At 62.7% G+C, this 22,109-nt stretch carries 20 protein-coding genes and 1 pseudogene; 13 read left to right on the top strand and 8 right to left on the bottom strand.

Annotated elements, in window-relative coordinates; genetic code table 11:
- Positions 1-38 precede the first annotated feature (38 nt).
- From rpsP to CDQ91_RS17940, 3 genes and pseudogenes are all read left to right on the top strand, one after another.
- A pseudogene (gene rpsP, locus CDQ91_RS17930) lies at positions 39-479 on the top strand (30S ribosomal protein S16); the annotation flags it as partial.
- Positions 480-659: 180 nt separating this feature from the next.
- Positions 660-1,154 (top strand): ribosome maturation factor RimM, encoded by a 495-nt coding sequence (gene rimM, locus CDQ91_RS17935; RefSeq protein WP_088474070.1) that lies wholly within the window; start codon positions 660-662, stop codon positions 1,152-1,154.
- A 112-nt stretch (positions 1,155-1,266) separates the two neighbouring features.
- Positions 1,267-2,784 carry a serine hydrolase domain-containing protein gene (locus CDQ91_RS17940; protein WP_088474071.1) on the top strand — a complete coding sequence of 506 codons (1,518 nt, stop codon included), beginning with the start codon at positions 1,267-1,269 and terminating at the stop codon, positions 2,782-2,784.
- 84 nt (positions 2,785-2,868) lie between these two features.
- Here the strand turns inward: CDQ91_RS17940 and CDQ91_RS17945 are convergent, their stop codons facing one another.
- Positions 2,869-3,069, bottom strand: a complete 201-nt coding sequence (locus CDQ91_RS17945; protein ID WP_088474072.1) for a hypothetical protein — start codon at positions 3,067-3,069, stop codon at positions 2,869-2,871.
- A 101-nt stretch (positions 3,070-3,170) separates the two neighbouring features.
- Between CDQ91_RS17945 and CDQ91_RS17950 the strand changes: the two genes are divergently transcribed.
- The 7 genes from CDQ91_RS17950 (at position 3,171) to CDQ91_RS17980 (ending at position 8,708) form a co-directional block, all read left to right on the top strand.
- Positions 3,171-4,091: a LysR substrate-binding domain-containing protein gene (locus CDQ91_RS17950; protein ID WP_088474073.1), complete on the top strand. Its 921-nt coding sequence runs from the start codon at positions 3,171-3,173 to the stop codon at positions 4,089-4,091.
- A complete protein-coding gene (gene trmD, locus CDQ91_RS17955) occupies positions 4,088-4,825 on the top strand; it encodes a tRNA (guanosine(37)-N1)-methyltransferase TrmD (RefSeq protein ID WP_088474097.1) in 738 nt (245 codons plus the stop codon). Before CDQ91_RS17950 ends, trmD begins: the two co-directional genes overlap by 4 nt.
- A 5-nt stretch (positions 4,826-4,830) precedes the next feature.
- Positions 4,831-5,205 carry a 50S ribosomal protein L19 gene (gene rplS, locus CDQ91_RS17960; RefSeq protein ID WP_088474074.1) on the top strand — a complete coding sequence of 125 codons (375 nt, stop codon included), beginning with the start codon at positions 4,831-4,833 and terminating at the stop codon, positions 5,203-5,205.
- Between the two features lie 113 nt (positions 5,206-5,318).
- Positions 5,319-5,915, top strand: a complete 597-nt coding sequence (locus CDQ91_RS17965) for a DUF1287 domain-containing protein (protein ID WP_201791918.1) — start codon at positions 5,319-5,321, stop codon at positions 5,913-5,915.
- A gap of 43 nt (positions 5,916-5,958) precedes the next feature.
- Positions 5,959-6,984: an aspartate-semialdehyde dehydrogenase gene (locus CDQ91_RS17970; RefSeq protein ID WP_088474076.1), complete on the top strand. Its 1,026-nt coding sequence runs from the start codon at positions 5,959-5,961 to the stop codon at positions 6,982-6,984.
- 144 nt (positions 6,985-7,128) lie between these two features.
- Entirely contained in the window at positions 7,129-7,944 is an 816-nt protein-coding gene (locus CDQ91_RS17975) for an arginine deiminase family protein (RefSeq protein WP_237246037.1), read from the top strand.
- 143 nt (positions 7,945-8,087) lie between these two features.
- Positions 8,088-8,708, top strand: a complete 621-nt coding sequence (locus CDQ91_RS17980; protein ID WP_088474078.1) for a DUF2238 domain-containing protein — start codon at positions 8,088-8,090, stop codon at positions 8,706-8,708.
- Between the two features lie 4 nt (positions 8,709-8,712).
- Here CDQ91_RS17980 and CDQ91_RS17985 read toward each other — a convergent pair whose 3' ends face one another.
- Genes CDQ91_RS17985 through CDQ91_RS17995 form a run of 3 tightly spaced genes read right to left on the bottom strand, consistent with a single transcriptional unit; the run spans position 8,713 to position 11,904 of the window.
- A complete protein-coding gene (locus CDQ91_RS17985) occupies positions 8,713-10,302 on the bottom strand; it encodes an MDR family MFS transporter (RefSeq protein WP_088474079.1) in 1,590 nt (529 codons plus the stop codon).
- A gap of 52 nt (positions 10,303-10,354) precedes the next feature.
- Positions 10,355-11,467 (bottom strand): HlyD family secretion protein, encoded by a 1,113-nt coding sequence (locus CDQ91_RS17990; protein WP_088474080.1) that lies wholly within the window; start codon positions 11,465-11,467, stop codon positions 10,355-10,357.
- Positions 11,464-11,904 carry a MarR family winged helix-turn-helix transcriptional regulator gene (locus tag CDQ91_RS17995; RefSeq protein WP_088474081.1) on the bottom strand — a complete coding sequence of 147 codons (441 nt, stop codon included), beginning with the start codon at positions 11,902-11,904 and terminating at the stop codon, positions 11,464-11,466. Before CDQ91_RS17995 ends, CDQ91_RS17990 begins: the two co-directional genes overlap by 4 nt.
- Positions 11,905-12,534: 630 nt before the next feature.
- Between CDQ91_RS17995 and CDQ91_RS18000 the strand changes: the two genes are divergently transcribed.
- A complete protein-coding gene (locus CDQ91_RS18000) occupies positions 12,535-12,870 on the top strand; it encodes a cupin domain-containing protein (protein ID WP_088474082.1) in 336 nt (111 codons plus the stop codon).
- Here the strand turns inward: CDQ91_RS18000 and CDQ91_RS18005 are convergent, their stop codons facing one another.
- Both CDQ91_RS18005 and CDQ91_RS18010 read right to left on the bottom strand, forming a co-directional pair.
- Positions 12,871-14,061 carry an NnrS family protein gene (locus CDQ91_RS18005; RefSeq protein WP_088474083.1) on the bottom strand — a complete coding sequence of 397 codons (1,191 nt, stop codon included), beginning with the start codon at positions 14,059-14,061 and terminating at the stop codon, positions 12,871-12,873. It lies immediately after the preceding gene.
- Entirely contained in the window at positions 14,058-16,307 is a 2,250-nt protein-coding gene (locus CDQ91_RS18010) for a nitric-oxide reductase large subunit (protein ID WP_088474084.1), read from the bottom strand. Before CDQ91_RS18010 ends, CDQ91_RS18005 begins: the two co-directional genes overlap by 4 nt.
- Positions 16,308-17,687: 1,380 nt before the next feature.
- On the opposite strand from CDQ91_RS18010, the gene CDQ91_RS18020 reads away from it, so the two are divergent.
- Together CDQ91_RS18020 and CDQ91_RS18025 are read left to right on the top strand one after the other, a co-directional pair.
- Positions 17,688-18,395, top strand: coding sequence for a DUF6629 family protein (locus CDQ91_RS18020; protein ID WP_088474086.1), 708 nt, complete (start codon positions 17,688-17,690; stop codon positions 18,393-18,395).
- A 376-nt stretch (positions 18,396-18,771) separates the two neighbouring features.
- Positions 18,772-19,428, top strand: coding sequence for a BON domain-containing protein (locus tag CDQ91_RS18025; RefSeq protein ID WP_088474087.1), 657 nt, complete (start codon positions 18,772-18,774; stop codon positions 19,426-19,428).
- A 209-nt stretch (positions 19,429-19,637) separates the two neighbouring features.
- Here the strand turns inward: CDQ91_RS18025 and CDQ91_RS18030 are convergent, their stop codons facing one another.
- Complete coding sequence (locus tag CDQ91_RS18030) at positions 19,638-20,708, bottom strand: sensor histidine kinase (protein ID WP_088474088.1); 1,071 nt, start codon at positions 20,706-20,708, stop codon at positions 19,638-19,640.
- An 863-nt stretch (positions 20,709-21,571) separates the two neighbouring features.
- The gene (locus CDQ91_RS18035) at positions 21,572-21,829 is read right to left on the bottom strand and encodes a hypothetical protein (RefSeq protein ID WP_088474089.1); all 258 of its coding nucleotides are present in this window, start codon (positions 21,827-21,829) and stop codon (positions 21,572-21,574) included.
- Positions 21,830-22,109: the final 280 nt, after the last annotated feature.

Consider the following 22,109-nt stretch of genomic DNA (forward strand, 5'->3'; position numbering starts at 1 on the left):
CGACCAATTACCAAACTTTAAACCTGAAGGACAATATCATGGCTACCTCTATTCGCCTTTCGCGCGGCGGCTCCAAGAAGCGCCCTTACTACAAGATCGTCGTTGCCGATTCGCGCGCTCCGCGTGACGGCCGCTTCATCGAGCGTATCGGCAGCTACAACCCGCTGCTCGCCAAGGACAATCCCGAGCGCATCAAGCTCGACGCCGACCGCGCGAAGCATTGGCTGAGCGTCGGCGCCCAGCCGAGCGACCGCGTCGCTCGCTTCCTCGACGCCGCCGGTGTCCAGGAACGCGCCGCGCGCAACAACCCCAACAAGGCAGTCCCGGGCGAAAAGGCCAAGGAACGCGCCGAGGAAAAGGCGCAGAAGATTGCTGACGCCGCAGAAGCTGCAGCCGCTGCAGCTGCCGCTCCGGCGCCGGAACCCGAAGTTGTTGCTGAAGAAGCTGCGGCTCCTGAAGCCGCAGAATCAGACGCAACCGGTTCGGTGAAGAGCGAAGAAACCACCGAAGCCGTTGCCGAAGCCGTGGCTGACGAAGTCCCGGCCGAAGCCACCCCCGCCGACGCAACCGCGATCGCCGAGGAAGTTGCCGAAGGCGGCCCCGTTGCTGAAGAAGCTCCGTCGGCTGAAGCTGGCGAAGAAAAGGCCGAGGGCTAAGCCTTGGCCCTCGCATCGCGCCCCGTCACTCTGGCTGCCATTGCTGGCGCGCACGGGGTGCGGGGCGAGGTGCGTCTCAAACTATTCGGCGAAGGCGCGGAGTCTCTCCGCGCCTTTTCCACATTCGACGCGGGCGACCGGCGCCTGACGTTGAAATCGGTGCGCCCGGCGAATCAGGGCGCGGTCGCGACCTTCGCCGAAGTTACCGACCGCAGCGCCGCCGAAGCGCTTCGCGGCACCTTGCTGACCGTCCCGCGCTCGGCGCTGCCGCCGCTCGGCGAGGGCGAATATTATCACCATGATTTGCTCGGTCTGTCGTGCGTTTCGACCGATGGCGAAGCGGTGGGCGAGGTCGTCGCGATCGACAATTTCGGCGCCGGCGACATCCTCGAAATCCAGCGCCCCAACGGCAAGCGCTTCATGGTGCCGATGAATGCGGGCGCCGTCCCCGAATGGGGCGAGCAGGTGGTGATCAACGCCGCCTTTATCGAAGAATAACGCCCTCTCGTAAAAATCCGTTCGCCCTGAGCTTGTCGAAGGGCCGTTCTTCCTTTCTATGTTGCTGACGAAGAATAGTGCTTCGACAAGCTCAGCACGAACGGGGGTTTTTATGCGCCAGAAATTTGGTCTTCTTCTGGTCGCTTTGCTGGCAACGCCACTTGCCGCCACCGCACAAGAATCTGCTCCCCAGACCCTCGACCAACTTACCCCCGAAATTGATGCGCTGTTCGCGAAATATCAGGCCGACGCGCATGTTCCCGGCATGGTCTATGGCGTCGTCAAGGACGGCAAGCTCGCCTATGTGAAGGGCATCGGCGTTCAGGATCTGGACGCCCGGCGCCCGGTCACAGCCGACAGCCTGTTCCGCATCGCGTCGATGACCAAGGCCTTCACCGCCTTGTCGATCCTCCATCTCCGCGACGAGGGCAAGCTGCGTCTTGACGATCTCGCCGAGCAATATGTGCCGGAAATGAAGGGCTGGACCTATCCGACCGGGGACAGTCCGCGCATCCGGGTCCGTGACCTGCTTCAGCATGTCGGCGGTCTCGTTACCGACGACCCGTGGGGCGATCGGCAACAGATATTGCCGCAAGAGGATTTCACGCGGATGGTCGCGGCGGGTGTGCCGTTCAGCCGCGCGCCGCAAACCCAACATGAATATTCGAACTTCGGCTATGCGCTGCTCGGCCGGATCGTCGCCAAGGCGTCGGGCATGGCCTATACCGCCTATGTCCAGCGGACGATCCTGACCCCGCTCGGCATGACGAGCAGCGGCTATGATGCGCCGAACGCGCCCAAAGCGCGTTATGCGCTCGGCTATCGCTGGGAAAATGAACGCTGGTCGGCTGAGCCCGAGATGGTTGATGGCGCATTCAACAGCATGGGCGGGCTTCAGGTCAGCGCCAATGACTATGCCAAATGGGTCGCCTTTCTGCTCTCCGCCTGGCCGCCGCGCGACGATGCCGACACGGGGCCGGTCAAGCGTGCGACGGTGCGCGAAATGGCGCAGGGGCTCAATTTCGTGGCGGTGGCGAACCGCACCGGCGCCAGCGGCGCGACCGCATGCAAGCAGGCCGCCGCCTATGGCATGGGCTGGCGCGTCGCGCAGGATTGCGACCTTGGCCTGACGCTGGCGCATGGCGGCGGCTATCCCGGCTATGGCAGCCATGTGATGCTGATGCCCGACCATGGCGTCGGGGTGTTCGCGCTGGCGAACCGCACCTATGCCGGGCCATCGGCGCCCGCGTGGGACACGGCGGTTGCGATGGGCAGGGCGGGGTTGCTCGAGGCACGCGCCGTGCCGGTGTCGCCTGCGGTTTCGGAGATGTTCGAGGCAGCAAGGGCTGCTTATGCTGCGGGCAATCTTGGCGCGCTGGAGGGCAAGCTCGCGATGAACTTCCTGCTCGACCGCTCGGCCGAAAACTGGACGGCGGAGTTTGCGAAGCTCAAGGCCGAGGTCGGTGCCTGTCCTGCGGCCGAGCCGCTCGCGCCGACGGGCGCGATGTCGACGGCCTTCCGCCTCAATTGCGAAAAAGGAAAGCTCGACGGAGTGCTGTTGCTGGCCCCGACGACGCCAGCGACAATTCAGGCGCTGCGCCTGCGTGTCGTGCCGCCTGAACGCCAATAGCCTGTACGGGGTGAGGTCCTTGCAAGGAGCGGCCTCACCCCGTTTTCCGCCCTGAACCCCTGAATGTTGGGGGGCGGGGTATCTTTATCGCGCCCGGCGACGCGCCACGCCGCAGCGCGCCGCGACGCGGGTGAAGGCGCTGTCCTCGCCCGGGGCGCTCGGCACCGCGATCCATTCGCCGAGGCGCCGGAAGGGGGCCCCGAGCCATTTGAGCCCGCGGGTGATATCGGCGCTGAAATGGTCATGACCTTCATTCCAGGCGCGCATGAAATGCTCGTCTTTCATCGTTCATCTCCTTTCGCTTGATGAAGAGAATATGCACGCGCCCGCGTCACGCAGCCAACAAAAGCCGTAGACCATATTATAAGGCAGGCTTATAAGGTTCCATGGCCAAACTTCCGCCCCTCGCCGCCATCCGCACCTTCGAAGCCGCCGGTCGTTTGGAGAATTTCTCCCGCGCGGCCGAGGAACTGGGGCTGACGCAGGCGGCAGTCAGCTATCAGATTCGCCAATTGGAGGACCGGCTCGGCCGCGCGCTCTTCGTGCGCGAAAAAGGCCGCGTTCGGCTATCCGAAACGGGGCAGCGCCTGCTTCCCGCGATCAGCAACGCCTTTGCTTCGATGGGCGATGCCTTCGCCGCGCTCGGCAGCGACGAGGCCGATGTGCTGACCATCAGCGCGATGACGACCTTTGGCGGCACCTGGCTCAGCGCGCGCATCGGCGGCTTCCAACTCGCCTATCCTGACCTCGCGGTGCGTATGTTGCTGAACAACGAACTGGTCGATTTCGATGCCACCAACGTCGATGTCGCGATCCGGGTCGGGCGGGGGCATTGGCCGGGCCTGCGCACCGACTTTCTCTACCGCAGCCATATCACCCCGATCTGCGCGCCCGCGTTTCTGGAGGTGAACCGCATCGAGGCGCCCGCCGACCTGCTCCGCGTCGACCGGCTGGCGCCCAACGATCCCTGGTGGGCAGGCTGGTTCGCCGCTGCGGGCGTTGGCACCGTCCCGCCGCAACAACGCCGCGGCATCGAACTCGATAGCCAGTTGCAAGAGGCGAGCGCCGTGCAGGGCGGATACGGCATTGCGCTGATGACGCCGTTGCTCTGGCGCGCCGAGCTTGATGCCGGGCGACTGGTTCAGCCCTTCGATACGCTCTACCAGCCGGGAACGGCGCATTATCTCGTCCACCGCGAGAACCGCGTCGGGGTACGCAAGATCGAGCGCTTCCGCGAATGGCTGCACGCCGAAATGGAGAAGGATCGCCACCTGCTTCCCGAGCCGCTATGGGAACCGCTGCCATGACCTTTACCGCCGTTCCGCTAACCCTTTATCCCGACATGTTTCCCGGCCCGCTGGGGCACAGCATGGCGGGCCGTGCGCTCGAAAGCGGGACCTGGTCGTGCGAACCGGTGCAGATCCGCGACTTCGCGACCGACAGGCATCGCACCGTCGACGACACGCCTGCGGGCGGCGGCGCGGGGATGGTGCTCAAGGCCGATGTGCTTGCCGCCGCGATCGATCATGCCGCGGCGGCGAATCCCGATCTGCCGATTCTCGCGATGACGCCGCGCGGAACGCCGATCACGCAGGCGCGCGTGCGCAACCTTTCCGCCGGTCCCGGCGCAATCATCCTCTGCGGCCGCTTCGAGGGATTCGACGAACGCATTTTCGACGCGCGGCCGATCGAGCAGGTGTCGATGGGCGACATCATCCTGTCGGGCGGCGAGATGGGGGCGCTGCTGCTCCTCGACGCTTGCATTCGCCTGCTTCCCGGCGTAATGGGCGCGGCTTCTAGCGGTGACGACGAATCGTTCGAAAACGGTTTGCTCGAATATCCGCACTATACCCGGCCCGCACTTTGGGAAGGGCGCACGATCCCCGAAGTGCTGCGATCGGGGGATCATGCGAAGATCGCGGCCTGGCGGAAACAACAGGCGGAAGATCATACACGGTTACGCAGGCCGGACCTTTGGGAGCGTCATATCGATGCTCGGGCCCGACCTGCCTCTGGCGCGCGGCGAAAAGAAAAGGACTAGAGGACATGAACCTCATCCAGACGATCGAAGCCGAAGAAATTGCCAAGGCTGGCAAGACGATCCCGACCTTCCGTCCCGGCGATACGCTGAAGGTCGGCGTGAAGGTCGTGGAAGGCGAACGCACCCGCGTGCAGAATTTCGAAGGCGTGTGCATCGCACGCTCGAACAAGGGCATGGGCTCCAACTTCACCGTGCGCAAAATGTCGTTCGGCGAAGGTGTCGAGCGCGTTTTCCCGCTCTATTCGCCCAACATCGATTCGATTACCGTCGTCCGTAAGGGCGCTGTCCGTCGTGCGAAGCTTTACTATCTGCGTGGACGCACTGGTAAATCGGCACGTATTGCGGAGCGCCGCGACAACCGGTCGGAAGCCAAGAGCTAAGGCTAAGGAGAGCTACTCTCCCCCAAAGCCGAAACAGCTTTCCAAAACGACCGGTTCCGCCAACAGGCAGAGCCGGTCGTTTTTTATGGGCAAAGCAAATCATGCAGCAGCCAGTGCCATTGCAGCCAACCCGGCGCGCCTTCATTGGCGCCGCACTGGCGTTTGGCATTGCGGGCCCGGCGCTCGCTGCGACGGGCGCGCAGCGACTGGTCGCAGCCGCGCGGCGGCAGGTCGGCGTCACGCTGGCCTATGATCCGGCGTATAGTGTGCTGGCATTTCCGGGTGGCGATGTCCCCCGTGCCAAGGGCGTGTGCACCGACGTCCTGATCCGCGCGTTTCGCGATGCGATGGGCATCGACCTTCAGGCCCTTGTAAATGCCGACATGCGCGCCAACTTCGGGGCCTATCCGAAAAATTGGGGGCTGCGCCGCCCCGACCGCAATATCGACCATCGGCGGGTGCCCAACCTGGCGGCCTATTGGAAGCGTCAGGGTGCGGCGCTGGCCGTCACCAGTGATGCTGCCGACTGGCGCCCAGGCGACGTCTTCACCTCGCTGGTTGGTGGGCGCCTGCCGCACACGGGCATCGTGTCCGACCGCAAAAGTGCCGCCGGCGTGCCGCTCGTCATTCACAATATCGGGGCGGGCGCGCGCGAAGAAGATGCGCTGTTCGACCATAGACTGACCGGCCATTTTCGCTGGAAGGTCTGATCTTCGTTTTTCAATCACGGTTTCTACGCTGAGGAGTGAGTAAATGGGTTATCGTATCGTTGTCGCCGGGGCCACGGGCAATGTCGGGCGCGAAGTGCTCGCCATTCTCGCCGAGCGCGAGTTTCCGATTGAGGAACTGGCGGTTGTCGCCTCGTCGCGCAGCCAGGGACTTGATATCGAAATCGGTGACACCGGCCGTACTGCCAAATGCCAGAATATCGATAATTTCGACTGGGCGGGCTGGGATATGGCGATTTTCGCGATCGGCAGTGAAGCGACCGCGATCCACGCGCCCAAGGCGGCTGCTGCGGGCTGCGTCGTGATCGACAACTCGTCGCTCTATCGCATGGACCCCGACGTGCCGCTGATCGTGCCCGAAGTGAACCCCGACGCGATCGACGGCTATACGAAGCGCAATATCATCGCGAACCCGAACTGCTCGACCGCACAGATGGTCGTCGCGCTCAAGCCGCTGCACGATGCCGCCAAGATCACGCGCGTCGTCGTCTCGACCTATCAGTCGGTGTCGGGCGCGGGCAAGGCGGGCATGGACGAGCTGTGGAACCAGACGCGCCAGATTTTCGTCGGCGACGAAAAGGACGTCCAGAAGTTCACCAAGCAGATCGCCTTCAACGTCATCCCGCACATCGACAGCTTCCTCGACGACGGCTCGACCAAGGAAGAGTGGAAGATGGTCGTCGAAACGAAGAAGATCCTCGATCCCAAGATCAAGGTCACCGCGACCTGCGTCCGCGTGCCGGTGTTCGTCGGCCATTCGGAAGCGATCAACATCGAGATGGAGCGCGAATTGTCGGCCGAGGATGCCCAGCGCATCCTGCGTGAAGCCCCCGGTGTCGTGCTCCACGACAAGCGCGAAGATGGCGGTTACATCACCCCCGTCGAATGCGTCGGCGATTTCGCGACCTTCGTGAGCCGCGTTCGCGAGGACCCGACGGTCGAAAATGGCCTGAACCTGTGGTGCGTCAGCGACAACCTGCGCAAGGGCGCGGCGCTGAACGCGGTGCAGATCGCCGAATTGCTCGGCCGCCGTCACCTGAAGAAGGGCTGATCTTATATTCCTCCCTGTGGCAAAGCCATGGGGAGGTGGCAGCGCGGAGCGCTGACGGAGGGGCCATGACGCGACGTCTCGGCCCCTCCACCACCGCTTCGCGGCGGTCCCCCTCCCCATGGCTTGGCCACAGGGAGGATCGCCGTGGCGATACCGGGGCATTGCCGCTATATCGCTGGCATGACCAGCCCCTATGCCTTCACCCACGCCCTCTGCCGCACGCCCGCGCCGTCGGCGGTCCATGGCATTCGCGCCGACGGTGGTCCCGATCCCGATTTCACCGGCCTCGCCGCCGAACATGCCGCCTATGTCGCGGCGCTGCGCGATCTCGGCCTGACGGTCGAAGTCCTGTCGCCGCTCGATGATTTTCCCGACGCGCTGTTCACCGAAGATGTCGCGCTGACCTTTCCCGAGGGCGCGATCCTGCTCCGTCCCGGAGCCCCGACGCGCGCGGGTGAAGTTGCGCATATTCGCCAACCCCTCGCCGCGCTTCACCCGCGTCTCCTCGAAATGAGCGGCCCCGGATATGCCGACGGCGGCGATGTGCTGCGCCTCGCCGACCGGGTTATCATCGGCCTCTCGTCCCGTACCGACCATATTGGTGCCGAGGAACTGGCTGTGCTGCTCAGCGAACTCGGCATCCGTGCCGAGATCGCCGAAACCCCGCCCGGCGTCCTGCACTTCAAGACCGGCTGCGGGCTGATCGACGAACGCACAATCCTCGCCGTCCCCGCGCTCGCGGCCTGCCCCGAATTTGCGGGGCTGGAGGTGGTAACAACCCCGGCCGACGAAGAGGGCGCGGCCAATCTCCTGCGCATCCGCGATACGGTGCTTGTCGGCGACCGCTGGTCTGCAACGCACGCGTTGCTCGCAGCGCGCGGCGTCGCGGTTCGCCCGCTGCCCACCACTGAAATCGCGCATATCGACGCCGGCCTGTCGTGCATGTCGCTGCGCTGGTGACAGGCTGGAAAATCGCTGTCCTACAATATCCGGCTGCACTAGGTCGCTAGCATGACACGGCCTTATCCCTCCCGCTCATTTTGTGCATTTCAGAATGAAGTTGCGCAGTTTTCCGACGTTTTTCTTGCGACAGGTTTCGATCGATGACGGCTGCGCCGGTGCGTCCTGAAGTGCAGAAGCGCCTGACCGGCCTGCTCCTCATCCTGCTGCTCCTCGCCCAGATCGAACAGCCCTATCCCGAGGTCGCGTTGCTCCAGCATCTGCCGACGATGCTGCTGATCATCGCATCCCCCTGGCTGCTGCGCCGCTGGCCGCTGTCGACTGCGTCGGTGGCGTGCATCGTCGCCTTCATGGCGCTTCACACGCTGGGCGGACGCTATGCCTATAGCAATGTCCCCTATGACGACTGGGCGCGCGCGCTGACCGGGACGAGCCTGTCCGACGTCTTCGGATGGACCCGCAACCATTATGATCGCCTCGTCCATTTCGCCTTTGGCGCGCTGTCGGTGATCCCGGTCGCCGAGGCGGCGCGGCGCTGGGGCGGCCTTGGGCCGCGCGGTGCGATGGGGACCGTACTCGGCTGGGTTCTCGCTATTTCGGCGCTGTACGAAATCTTCGAATGGCTGCTCTCCATCGCCGCAGCGGGCGCGACTGCCGACCGTTATAATGGGCAGCAGGGCGATATCTGGGATGCGCAAAAGGATATGGCACTGGCGACATTGGGTGCCGTGACGGCAATGGCCCTGACAGGAAGGCGGCGCTAACGCCTTAATGTCCCATGTCGGCCGCCGACGCCGTTGCCGCACCGGGCTTGGGCGGCCTGAGCAAGATCACCAGCGGCACCGATGCCAGCGTGACCCACATCATCACCCAGAAGTTGTCGAGATAGGCGATCATCGCGGCCTGCCGGTTAATCTCGGCATTGATCATCGCCATCACCGTGTCGCCGGCGATACCGAAGCGGTCCGCGGTCGACGGGTCGATCAGGCTGAACGAACTGTTGGTGATATGCGACACCAGATCCTGATGGCTCGTCTGGGTATTCGACCCCAGCAGCGTCGTGACGACCGAAATGCCGACCGAGGCGCCGATGCTGCGGAAGAGGTTGAGCAGGCTCGCCCCGTCGGTGCGATATTGCGGCGGGATGGTGGCGAAGGCCATGGTATTGAGCGGGATGAAGATCAGTCCCATTCCGATGCCCTGTACCAGCCCGCTGACGACGACCGGCTGCATCCCCATTGCGAGGGACCAGTGGCTCATCTGCCATAGCGAATAGCCGGCGATGGCGAGACCGGTGCCGACCAGCCAGCGCGCATCGATCTTGCCCAGCAATTGCCCGGCGATCGCCATGCTGGCCAAAATGCCCACGCCGCGCACCGCGAGGACCCAGCCGGTGTCGATCACCGGCCAGCCGAACAGGCGTTGCAGCATGGGGGGCAGCAGCGCCATCGAGGCGAACATGACGAGGCCGACGACGATCATGAATCCCATTGCGGTGACGAGGTTGCGGTCGGCCAGCATCTTGCGGTTGAACAGCGGCGCGCGCGCGGTGAACATATGAATGATGAACATCCACAGACAGGCGATCGCGACGCCCAGTTCGATCCAGATCTCGACGCTGTTGAACCAGTCTTCGTGCGCGCCTCGGTCGAGCATCAGCTGGAGCGCGGCAAGGCCCAGCGCGAGCATCGAAAATCCGAACAGGTCGAATTTGCGGTTGGCCTTTTTCGTCGCGGGCAGCAGCGCCCACATCATCGCCAGCGTGATGACCCCGACGGGCAGATTGACGTAGAAGACCCAGCGCCAATTGGCCGATTCGGTCAGCCAGCCGCCGAATATGGGGCCGAGAATCGGCCCGATCATGATTCCCATGCCCCAGATCGACATGGCGCGCGCGTGGCGTTCGGGCGGGTTGATATCGAGCATCACCGACTGGCTGAGCGGGCCGATGAAGGCGGCGCAAATGCCCTGGACGAAGCGGAAGGCGACCATCTCTTCCAGCGTCTGTGCGGCGCCACACGCCATCGATGCGAGGATGAAGCCGAAGACGGCGGCGAGGAATAACTGGCGGCGGCCGATGCGGTCGGCGAGCCAGCCGGTGATCGGCATCGCGATCGCGCTGGCGATGATATAGCTGGTCAGTACCCAGTTCACCGTCTCGCTCGTCGCACCGAGCGAGGATTGCATGTGGGGGATGGCGACGTTGGCGATCGTCGTGTCAAGGATCTGCATCACCGACGCGCCCATGACGGCGACGGTTAACAGGCCGCGATAGCGCACGCGTTCGTGCAGCGGGATGCTGTCGTCGGCGGGCAGTGCCGTTCCGGGCGACCGGCGGGGAAGACTGCGGCTTGCCATCGCTAAAGCGTCGCGTCCTTCACACGAAGGAGGAGGTGAACGGGCACCGCAATTATTTCGTGAACACAGTCACATCGGCCGACAGGCCGGCGATCATGTCCCGCGCGGGCTTTTCGTCGAACGCGATGCGCACCGGCACGCGCTGCGTCACCTTGACCCAATTGCCGGTCGCGTTTTGCGCGGGGAGCACCGAAAATTCGCTGCCAGTGCCAGCGCCGATCGTCAGTACATGCCCGCGTATCTTCAGCCCCGGATAGGCGTCGAAACGAATTTCGACGCGTTGGCCGGCGCGCATGTCGGCAAGGTCGGTTTCCTTGAAATTGGCCTCGACCCACGGATTTCCTGTATCGACGAGCGTGAGGGCGGGAAGGCCCGCAGCCATCATCTGGCCGAGCTGGAGCCGGTCTGACTGGGCGACCCGCCCGGCGCTGGGCGCACGGACTTCGGTGCGCCCCAGATTGACCTCGGCCTGCGATCGCTGGACGCGCGCCGCTTCGACCTGCGGATTGATTCCGCTCGACGGACCGGTGGCGAGCTTCGTCCGGGCTTCGGCGGCTGCGGCTTCGGTCTGGCGGACGCGCTCGCGCGCCTGCATCACCGCGTGACGCGACGCATCATAGGCAGCCTTGGTGGTGAAGCCTTTTTCCATCAGCGCCGCCTGGCGTTCGAAATTGACCTGGGCAAAGGCGACGTCTTCGCGTGCCGCCGCAATGTCGACGGTCGATGTCGCGGCGCTCGCCGACAAATTGCCGACCTCGACCTGGGCCGCGTCGATCGCCGCCGTCGCCTGCGCGACGGTCAGTGCATAGGGTTCGCCGTCGATACGGAACAAGAGCTGCCCCGCCGCGACCTGCTGGCCGTCGCGCACCGCGACCTCGGTGATCCGTCCGTTGACTTCCGCGGCGACCGACACCTTGTCCATCTGGACATAGGCATTGTCGGTCGACACCGACCCACCGCTGGTGAGCCACCAGCCGGCGCCTGCCGCGATCAGGATGAACGGGACGCCGAACATCAAGATCCGCGTGCGCCATTTTGGCATATCCTTGCCCGTGTCCTTCGCTTCGGATTCGGTGCGCACAGGCACGGGGTCGGGCCGGGCGATGGCGGCTGCCTCCGGCTGTGCATCGGCTTTGGGGCGAGTGGGGGCGATAGGGTCGGTCATTGGTCTTCTTTCACGCACTCGCGGCGGGACAGGTTGGAACGGACGCGCTCGACGAGCGCGACCAACTGATTGTGTTCGGCCTCGCTCAACCCGTCGATCGCTTCGTCGGTGAGCGTCTCGGCGATCTGGCGCACGCCATTCAGCAATTCGCCTGAGCGGGGTGTCAGGTGGAGGCGCCACGCGCGGCGGTCGGCCGGATCGGCGCGGCGTTCGACCAGCCCGGCCTCGGCCAACCGGTCGATCATTCGCGACAGGGTGATCGGCTCGACCTCGATTAATTCGGCGAGCGGGCCCTGACGAATACCCTCGTGGCGGCGGAGATAGGTGATCAGTCGCCATTGCAACGCGGTGACGCCGCTGTCGCGGGTGCGCGCGTTGAAGGCGCGTCGGTACAGTCGCGCGGTGTCGTTGAGCAGGAAGCCGATCGTTTCACTCATGGCATGTGTTATAATAGCAACTGCTACTATGTTCAATTCGAAATTTGCTGCACCTGCGAAATGATCCCCGGTAGCACAAGCTTACCGTGACCGTGACGCAAGCTTGAAATGAACTGAGCGACGGATTTCAGACATTTTTAGATCTGGGGGATTAAACTCGGTACTCGAAGCATTGCCCACCTTGCTTGCCCCTCGGCGGCGGGTTTCCTCCGACCCCATAAGTGCTCGTCAGCTATGCGCCTCATCTCAGTCATAGCCGGGAGTGAAACGGCTACCTGGAACCTGCCGTTCGCGTTTGTCGGACGAAGTGGCTGTAACGCGCCTCATCGAAGTCGTAGCGGGCACAGGATGGCCGCCTGAAACCTGCCGTTTATGAATGTAGGCTGGAATCGGTAACCGGCCTGATGTGGGTCGTCCGCTAAATGATCCGCCAGCGTCCGAAAATGGCCGTTCGACTATCCAATTCCTCGTCGATCCCGACTGCTTTGCTTGTATCCGTCTCGTATCCGGTCCAATGCTCATGCGCCTGCAACTCTGCTGACGCTTTGCGGGGTGAGCGACGCCGTAACCTCCGCCCCACTCACCCATTGCTGGGCCTGATGGTCAAGACTGCATCCAAGGAACATGACAATGGCACTCCAACACCTCGAACCCGGAGAAGTGATCCACCTTCCGTCGATTCCTTCCGAACGTGGCGCCACTGGCACTGCCGCGCTGGTCAAATCGGACCGGTTCGAGGCCATCCACCTCGTCGTTCCTGCCGGATCGAGCATACCGCCACACCATGTGGCAGGATATATGATGCTGCATTGCCTGGAAGGCCGTGTCATCTTGGGACCATCCGGCATCGAGCTCGGGGCGGGGGACTGGGTCTATCTGGCGCGCGGCGATCAGCATTCGGTTCAGGGCGTCGAGGATGCCAAGCTTTTGCTAACGATCATGTTCGACCCGCCGCCGGTGCAATAATCAGGCGTGAGCGCCGGCGGGACGGCGCAACGCCATGCGGCCATACACCAGGATGAACAGCAGGAAGGCACTGGCCCACAGGCCGCCGGCCAAATGGATGCTCAGCATATAGTCGAACGACAACAGTGGCGCAGCGACCCGCAACAGCGCGCCCAGGTTAACCAGCGCATAGATGGCGACCGTCGCACCATCCGCTTCCAATGGATGGCCGGTGTGGCCGCGCGTCGCACGCGTCATCACAGCCAGTGTCATCGAGGCCATCGCGCCGGCGCCAAGCGCGTGCATCGCGCTCGATGCCGGCACGATCGGCCACAGAATGGCAGCGCCTAGCAGCAACAGGCCCGCCGGCAGCCAGGCGTAGGAGACGTGCAGAACGAACACCAATGGGTCGGCCGTCGTCCGCAGCCCGGCCCAGCGGGTCAACCGCACAGCATGTAAGAGGCCGGCGACGAGCAGTAGCGAGGCCACCGGGTGAGCCGTTGATGCAAATACCCAACCGGCCAGCGCCATCGCCGTTATGGCGAGTAGCGCATGGTCGAACCGGTTGGCCAGGATCGGCAACGCCTGCGCGTCTCCTTTTTTGACCAGCCAATTACGCGTAAATGCGGGGATGATCCGTCCCCCGATAATCGCGATTAGGAACAGGACCAGCGCAAAACCGGCCCGCATACCGATAGCGGGATCACCGGTCAGCCCCATAGCGGCTGCATGATCGAGCCCACATGCCACGGCGAATAGCAGCAGGACGATCAGGATCGGCTTGTTACGGTTGCCTGCGGCGAATATCTGGCGCGCCGCGTATCCGAACAGCATTAACAGGAACCCGACATCGAGCACGGCGGCGAGGACTGGCGAAATGCTGGCGGAAAACAGCACGGCAATCCGGGCCATCGCCCACAGGCCGACGAATGCCGCCACCGGCCAGCCGGTCGCTATGGGCCGTCCAGTCCAGTTAGGAATAGCCGCGCTCAGAAACCCGGCGATGACAGCGCCGAGATAGCCGAACAGCATTTCATGCTGGTGCCAGGCCAAGGGAGCCATTGCGGTCGGCAATGTCCAGAATCCATCTAGGACGCCGACCCAAAGCGTCACGACGATCAGCGCCCAGGCCGCACCGCCCAGAAACAACAACCGAAAACCGCCTTGAAGCCACAGCGGTGTTCGGGTCCCGGCGGAACTCGCTTCCGTCATTCCCGCGCGCCCTTTCGCCACAGACCGAGGATCACCACCTGCCAGGCGATCGCGACAGAGCCTGCGATGAACACGACATCACCGAAAGTGCGGATCCAGCGCAGCGTTTCGAGGAAGTCCTGCTGAAGAAAGGCGTCACTGCGCGCATACCACATGCCGGTGGTGACGCTCGCTTCGAACTGGAACAGCCCGACCGGTAGCAGGCTGGTGAAAATCATAAGCACGAGTCCGGCGTTGAGTCCCCAAAAGCCGATCGCCATCAGCCGGTTGTTGAACTTCATGTCCGGCCGGATATACCGCAGCACCAGCAAGGTGAAGCCCAGAGCCAGGAAGCCATAGACCCCGAACAGCGCGGCATGGGCATGGACGGCGGTGGTGTTCAGGCCTTGCAGGTAAAAGAGCGCGACCGGCGTGTTGATCATGAACCCGAAAACCCCGGCGCCCAGCATGTTCCAAAACGCGACCGCGACAAAGCACATCAACGGCCATTTGACCGCGCGCATCCATGGCGTGCGCTCTCGAAGGCTCCAATGTTCCCATGCCTCATAGCCGAGCACGATCAGCGGTACGACCTCAAGCGCGCTAAATGCCGCGCCGATCGCCATGATTGGCGTGGTCGTCCCCGAAAAATACATGTGGTGGAAGGTACCCGGCACGCCGCCGACCATGAACAGCGACGCCGAGGCGAGGCTGGCGGCCGTCGCGACCCGCCGCGACACGAGCCCCATCGTCGCGAAGATGAAAGCGATCGCGGCGGTCGCAAAGACCTCGAATATGCCCTCGACCCACAGATGGACGACCCACCAGCGCCAATATTCCATGACGGTTATGTGCGTTCGCTCGCCATAGAAAAGCCCCGTGCCATAGAACAACCCGATCGCGATCGTGGCGACGGTCAGCAGCGCGAGCAGGCTCTTGTCGCCGCCCTTCCGGCGCAGCGCGGGGAGCATCCCTCGCAGCATAAGGACCAGCCAGAGGAGTAGCCCGACGAACAGCCCGATCTGCCACACCCGGCCGAGATCCAGATATTCATAGCCCTGATGGCCCAGCCAGAAACTGAGCTTGGGCGGAATGACATGGGAAAGCGCGAGATAATTACCGATGAACGACCCGGCGACCACTACGATCAGCGCCCAGAACAGGATATTGACGCCGAGCTTCTGATATTTGGGATCGCTGCCGTGGATGACCGGGGCCAGGAACAGGCCGGCCGCGAGGAATGCTGTCGCGATCCACAGCACCGCGCTCTGCACATGCCATGTCCGGGTCAGCGCATAGGGGAAATATTGCGAGACGTCGAAGCCGTAGAAGCTCTGGCCCTCGATCGTGTAGTGCGCCGTGAAGCCGCCGATGAAGACCTGGAATATAAACAGCGCCAGCACCACGAGCAGGTATTTTCCAAGTGCCTTTTGCGATGGCGTCAGGCCGGCCGAGAGTAGCGGGTCGTCCGTAGCCGCCACCAGAGGATTGTCATCGTGGCGGCGCAGGAACGCCCATCCCCAGATCAGCGCGCCGACACCGGCAATGAGGATGACGACGCACGCCAGCGACCACAGGATGTTTTCGGGCGTTGGATAGTTGCCTATCAGCGGTTCAGGCGGCCAGTTGTTGGTATAGGTCGCAACCGTGCCTGGCCGTTCCGTGGATGCGGCCCAGGCGGTCCAGAAAAAGAATTTGGTCAGCTTCGCCCGCTGCGCCGGATCGGGTAGCGTTCCTTCCTTCATCGCGTAATTGTCGCGGGTCTGACGGAGCGCAGGATCGGCGCCGTATAGCCGCTCATAATAGCTAGCGGTCTGCGCGATCGCCTGAGCGCGCCGGTCCGATACCGTCGCCACGCCGCTGGCCGGATCATAGCTGTTGTGTCGATATTCCTGCTTGAGGCGATAGGTCAGCGCCGCCTTCTGCTCGCCGTCGAGCGCGTCGAAGGGCTTTCCCTCGCTCTCCCGTGCCGCAAGTTCGAGCCAGGCGACCAGTTCGCGGTGCAACCAGTCGGCGGACCAGTCCGGCGCCTGATAGGCGCCGTGCCCCCATATCGAGCCCAGCTGCATGCCACCGGTACTCTGCCACGCATTCTGGCCGTCGAGAATATCTTCGCGCGTCATCAGGACCTGGCCTGAGGCGGCGACGATCTGCGCCGGGATCGGCGGCGCCTTCCGGTAAACCTCCACCCCGGACACGCTCAATATCGCGAACGTCACCGTCAGCACACCGATCAGTGTCCACCATAGAAGCTTGTAATTTCCCACGGCGCGTTCCCCTTTATCGAAGGCGGTAAAAATCTGTCGGCGAATGTGTCCAGAGTCTTTCAGGTGGTGCCTGCAGAATGCTGCAAGGCTGGGCCCTCGTCATCGGTGAGATCGGGAAGCGGTATGTGCGGCGCCCGCGGCGTCGAAGGCGGCACGGCAATTGCGGAGCGAATAGGTCCCGTTGTTGCGCCTCTCACCGTCCGGAACGCAGCGCTCACCTTTCCCGCTTCGGAAAGGATCATTCGAAAATCCGCCGCTGCCAGCAAGCGAGAGCATGAATTCCTCCCCAAATCACTCGATTTCTCTGTAGAAGATCAAGTGATCATCTATGTATAGCATGGTTCGTGATGCGCCTAATCAAATAAATTCCCGATTATCGACGCTCGCAAATCCTTGCATGGCTATGGGATTCATAATTTCAATCTATGATCGTCGATGATGAAAATGGAAGATAATTAGGCCGCACAGAGGTGGAGATGAATGAGTCCCCGATTGCTATTTGGCGACGATGTTACGCGCCGTTGTGTGGTCGAACTTCGACTGACGGCGCTCCAACGGCCGGATGAGGTCGTGCAGCGTCCCCGACAATAACAGCCACCGGTCCACTCGAAGCAACGATCGTTGCTTCGTCCGTCAACGATCCCGTCGCCACCGTCAGCAGGTGGCCCGGATAGCATGAGCATTATGATGCGCGCGCAGGTCTATTGACCCATCGCGCCCTGATGTTGGCAGGCCTTCAGCGGTCACAAGCGGCCGCGAGCCGTCAACCAAAATCTTCCCGGCCAATAATGCCATCCCGCAGTGTCGAGCAATCTCATATCACCAGCATGCCTGACTCGACTTCCCCACCGATTGGCCTAGAACCGGATCACAAAGACTTTCCTGCGACCCCGGAAGTCGATGGGTTTCCTTTGGTCACGACCGCAAAGGATGGCAGGGCTCTGTCGGAAGATGGGGTTCTGCTGCCCTCTATTGGCGCCAATTGTTTTGAAGATCGGTGGCGGAGAGCAGTTGCCCGCAACGTAATTCCCACGGTTCCGGTCAAAAAGAGCGTAGTATGGTCAGACGACTCGGGCAATCCGGGCCGCCTAACCAAGGCCGGCGCCATGCAGGAATTCGTAACTCAGTCGAATATCGAGCGGTTCAAGAAGCTTATCAGCACCACGACCGATTCTTCGCAATTGTCGACTCTCAAAGAACTTCTTCGACGGGAAGAGGCGAGAAGCGCCACGCTTCCGGCGAAACCGGGCCGTTCATAGCCATATGGTTCGATCGTGACCGCCGCGAACAGCGCGCACGTCTGGACCATGCGCGCGGGTGCATCCACTCGATCCTGAGCAATGCGCACTTGTTTCAGACCATCTTTCGGAAGGGCGGCGCATGTGCTTTTCGGCTACGGCAAGCTTTGCCGCCTCCGGCGTAATCGGTCTAATCGGGCTTGCAACGCTGAGCCACGTCCGGGAACCGCAGGCGCTGCTGTTCGCCGCGGTGCCATTGCTGTTCTCAGTGCATCAGTTCGCAGAAGGCCTGGTCTGGCTCGGCCTGAAAGGCCAGATAGGCCCGGTTGCTCTCGATCATTCGACCTTCCTGTTCATGCTTTATGCGCAGGGCATACTGCCGTTGCTGATGTCGCTCGCGGTGCTCCTGATGGAACCGCCGGGGCGGCGCCGCAAAGCGATCGTCGCGCTGACCTGCATCGGGGCGCTCGTATGCGCGTGGATGATCTATGGGCTCATCTTCTTCGAGAGCCATTGCTACATCGAACAATATTCGATCGCCTATCGCAATCAGCTTACCGGCAACTTTGCGGTATCGTTGTTCTATATCCTCGCGGTTTGCGGCGCGCTGCTGCTTTCCAGCCATCATGTCATCCGGTGGTACGGAGTGCTGAACGTCATCGCACTGACGATCACACAGATCGTCAAGGAAGCCGCCTTTGCCTCGGTCTGGTGTTTTTTCGCAGCTGTGCTGAGCATTATGATCTACCGGCAGTTCCGTGACGGCGCGATCGACGTCGCCATACCCAACGGCAGGTCGGCGCACCGACGGCCTTTGCTTCTGTCTTCGCTGCGAAATCGTCGCTCGTAGAGCCGTTCAATGACGGTCATCGTTCTCGGACCGGCCCCCCCTTACGGTCAACTGCGTATAGGCTCGGTTCGCCCGTTCGGTCAGATCGGCATCACTTGGTCGAAGTGACCGTGACCGGTCTGGAAAATTGCCGGGCTCAGGCTTGGAGGGGACTGCACAGGCTCCCAAGGCGGTGCAGAATTTTCACAGGCTCTTCGCGGTAGCTTCGGTCGGGGCTGTCTTTGAATGCGATCCCGATTTCACCCGAAACCGGATGCGATCGGCGCGTTCAGGGATGCGGTGCTGCGGGGAGGCGATTGCGACCCTCCTCCTCGCGGCACTGCTAGAAACCCGGCGCCTGTCCGGCGCCATCCCCCGGATACCTAGGAGACGAATCATGAAAAAGACCGACAGTCAGCTGCAGCATGACGTGATGGCCGAACTCGAATGGGAGCCCGCCGTCGACCATGCCGATATCGGCGTTGCCGTCACCGACGGGGTCGTGACCCTCTCGGGCTATGTAAAGAGCTTCACCGAAAAGCTCGCGGCCGAGAAGGCGGCGCGCCGCGTTGCGGGGGTCAAGGCGATCGCCGAGGAGATCAAGGTCCGCTTGGCGTCGGACAACAAGACCGCCGATCATGAGATTGCCAAACGCATTGTCGACGTGATCGCCTGGACTGTCGCGATCCCCGCCGACAAGGTCAAGGTGAAGGTCGAGCATGGCTGGGTCACGCTCACCGGCTCGGTCGATTGGTACTTCCAGAGCAACGAGGCGCGGAAGGCGGCCGGACGTGTCTCGGGCGTGATCGGCGTGACCAACCTGATCGAAGTCAAGCAGCTGCCGGCATCGACCGATGTCAAGGACCGCATCGTCTCGGCGTTCAAGCGCCAGGCCGACCTCGACGCGGCTGGAGTCACGGTGACCACCGACGGCAGCACAGTGAAGCTGAGCGGGAAGGTCCATGCCTGGAACGAACGCGGTATCGCCGAACGTGCGGCCTGGTCGGCGCCGGGCGTGACCAGGGTCGAGGATCATCTCACAGTCCAATATTGAGCCCCGACCTTTGAAGAAGCAGCGCCTGCTCCGTTTGTGGGGGCGGGCGCTTTCCTGATCTTTCCATCTAAAAGCGGCCGGGCAGCAATCGGCCAGGACTAGCGGTTCATGTTCTGTCGACAGATTATGCCGACGAAACGTCGTTGATGGGATGCAAGGCGGATGACGTGGAGGTCCTGAATTCCCCCTCCTGATCGTGGAAGGGCCGGTCAGACCGCAGCGATCTGTGCTTCGTCATTGGCGGCGACCTGCCGTGCGATCTGCACGGTCCGGGTCAGCGACACGCGGGTTCCCGGCGCGGTGTCCTCGACCGCAATCTCCGCCCCCAACTGCTTGGCGAGCGCCTGGACGATGCGCGTGCCCAGACCCGCTTGGGACCGTTCGGGGTCCTCCTCCATGCCGATCCCGTCGTCCGAAACCGACAAAGTCCAGTCGTCGTCTGTCGCGGCATAGCCGACGACGACATGACCGGGGCGGCCGTCCGGAAAGGCGTGCTTGAGCGCATTGATCACCAGTTCGGTGACGACCAGTCCCATGCTGACCGATATATCGCCGCTGATTGACACCGGATCGACGCGGGTGGTGAGCGTTAGCTGCTCGTGGTCGAAGATCATCGACGCCCCGATGCTGGCGCACAATTGCGCGAGATAGGGTTCAAGCTCGACCGTCTCGCCATCGGATCCGGCGAGGTGACGCTGCAATGTCGCGATCGACATCACGCGTTGATGCGCGTCGCTCAAATGGCCGCGCGCTTCGTCCGACTGCACCTTGCGCGCGCTCTGCATCAATATGCTCGCAATAATCTGCAGGCTGTTCGCGACGCGGTGCTGCATCTCGTGGAGCAGCGCGGCATTGGCGTGAACCAGTTCCTTGTGGCGCTTCTCGTTCTGCCGCTCCTCGGTGACGTCGATCACGGTGACCACCATCCGGGTGTTCAGGCCGTCGCCATAATCGAGCCGCTGCGCCTTGATCACGACGCATCGCACCGCCCCCGCGCTCGTCTTGATCTCCATCTCATAGGCTTCGACCTCGGCGGCGCCCGACAGCGTCGCTTCGATCAGCGAGTGCAGCCGCGGCAAGTCCCAATGATGATGGTCGAGGTCATAGATCGTCTGCCCGGTGACGGTGTCGGGATCGATGCCGAAGGCGGCACAGAAACTGTCGCTCGCCGCGACGATTGCCAGATTTTCGTCGAGCAGAAGCAGCGGCGCATCGGACGCGAGCACCAGCGCTAGCCCTAATGTGCGGCCCAGATTGATAGGTGGATTGTCGGCAGCCATGCGGCGCGCCCTCCCGGTCGACCCGGACCGCAGAGCGCGGCCTTGTCGGCAGACCAAATCGCGGAGCGAGTCGATCGACGTTGTCGATCATTGCCCCAAGGCTGCGGGCTTTAGCATGCCGGCGGAAGGAGGCATGCACGGAATCGACACGCCGTCGGTCTCTCCGCAAGTGGGACGGAAGGCTACAGACATCATCGGTCGATTGACGTCGCCACCGGGGCGACGTGCCCAAATGTCGGAAAACTAGGATCTACGCCTAAAAGGAAGCTGGACGGCGGCCGGGACCAGCGACCGCCGTCCTACTTTATGCCGCATGTGTGTGGGCACAGGGGGTGCGGCACGGTCACATCGTGGGGCCAGATGGATAACAAATCCTTAATTTTCAGGCGATTTGCGGCGAGATGAATCGGGCGGAGCTTCGAAAGCGAGCCCTATCCCAGGGCTGATCTGATCCCCGGCCGACCCTCAGAGGCGCTCTGGCCGCGTCTCCTGAGAGCCATGAGACAAGTGGCATCAGGAGACGGGGTTGTCCGAAAAACGCGGGAGCATCGGTTGAAGTTGCGGCAAAGCCATTATGCGGCAGCGGATGGAGCGATAAAATCGTCGGTGATGCTGCGCGCAAAATATGGAGTACGGCAAAAAGACCCCGCGGAGGGCAGGGTCTTTTCGTTCCCCCGAATGATCCAGGAGAAGCCCATCCGCCTTGGGGGTCGCAACCCGAAGGCTTCAGGAAAGCAGTCAAATCAATCGTGCGGTCGAAGCCGTCAGCCCATCAGGCGGCGGCTCAATCAATATTCTTCGCTGGAAAAGTCCCTCACAGGGGAAAGGACAACAGCCTGAACCGGGGCAGTTTGGCCCGCCTGCTATTTGACGGCCTCTTGGGCCGCGTCGCCGACATCCTGAGCGGCATCACCCACCTTCTGCGCTGCCTCGGTGACCGCACCGGTTTCGGCCTTCTCGTTGCCGAGGAACTGGAACCCTAGAAATGCTGCGATAGCCAGCGCGGCAACGACGAGGAGCGTGATGCCCGCCCCACCGCCGCGTTTCGGATCGCGGTCGACGACTGTCGTGGTATGTGTCGTGCCGTCGGGTTCGCGGGTTGTATGGATATCATCAGCCATTGGAACCTCCTCTGAAGGATATCGCTTAGGACGCTTCCTTCGGACGAAGGTTCCGGTCCTGGCCAGTAGTAGACAGGACGGTCGCGCCCGCGATGCTCCAAGACGAGTGTCCGCTTTCGCACATTTTTGCGCCGCAACCGGCCCGACTGCTTTCGTTGAGAGTTTCAGACGCCGCTAGGCGTCAGAAAGTCTTCGATGCCCGAACCGCGGGGAGCATGGACTGAGCTATGGGGAAAGCGGTTTTGCGCAGGTCGTGGTGCTGGCCGTTGCTGCCCAAAAT

This window comes from Sphingopyxis witflariensis (assembly GCF_002205635.1).
GTDB lineage: Bacteria > Pseudomonadota > Alphaproteobacteria > Sphingomonadales > Sphingomonadaceae > Sphingopyxis > Sphingopyxis witflariensis.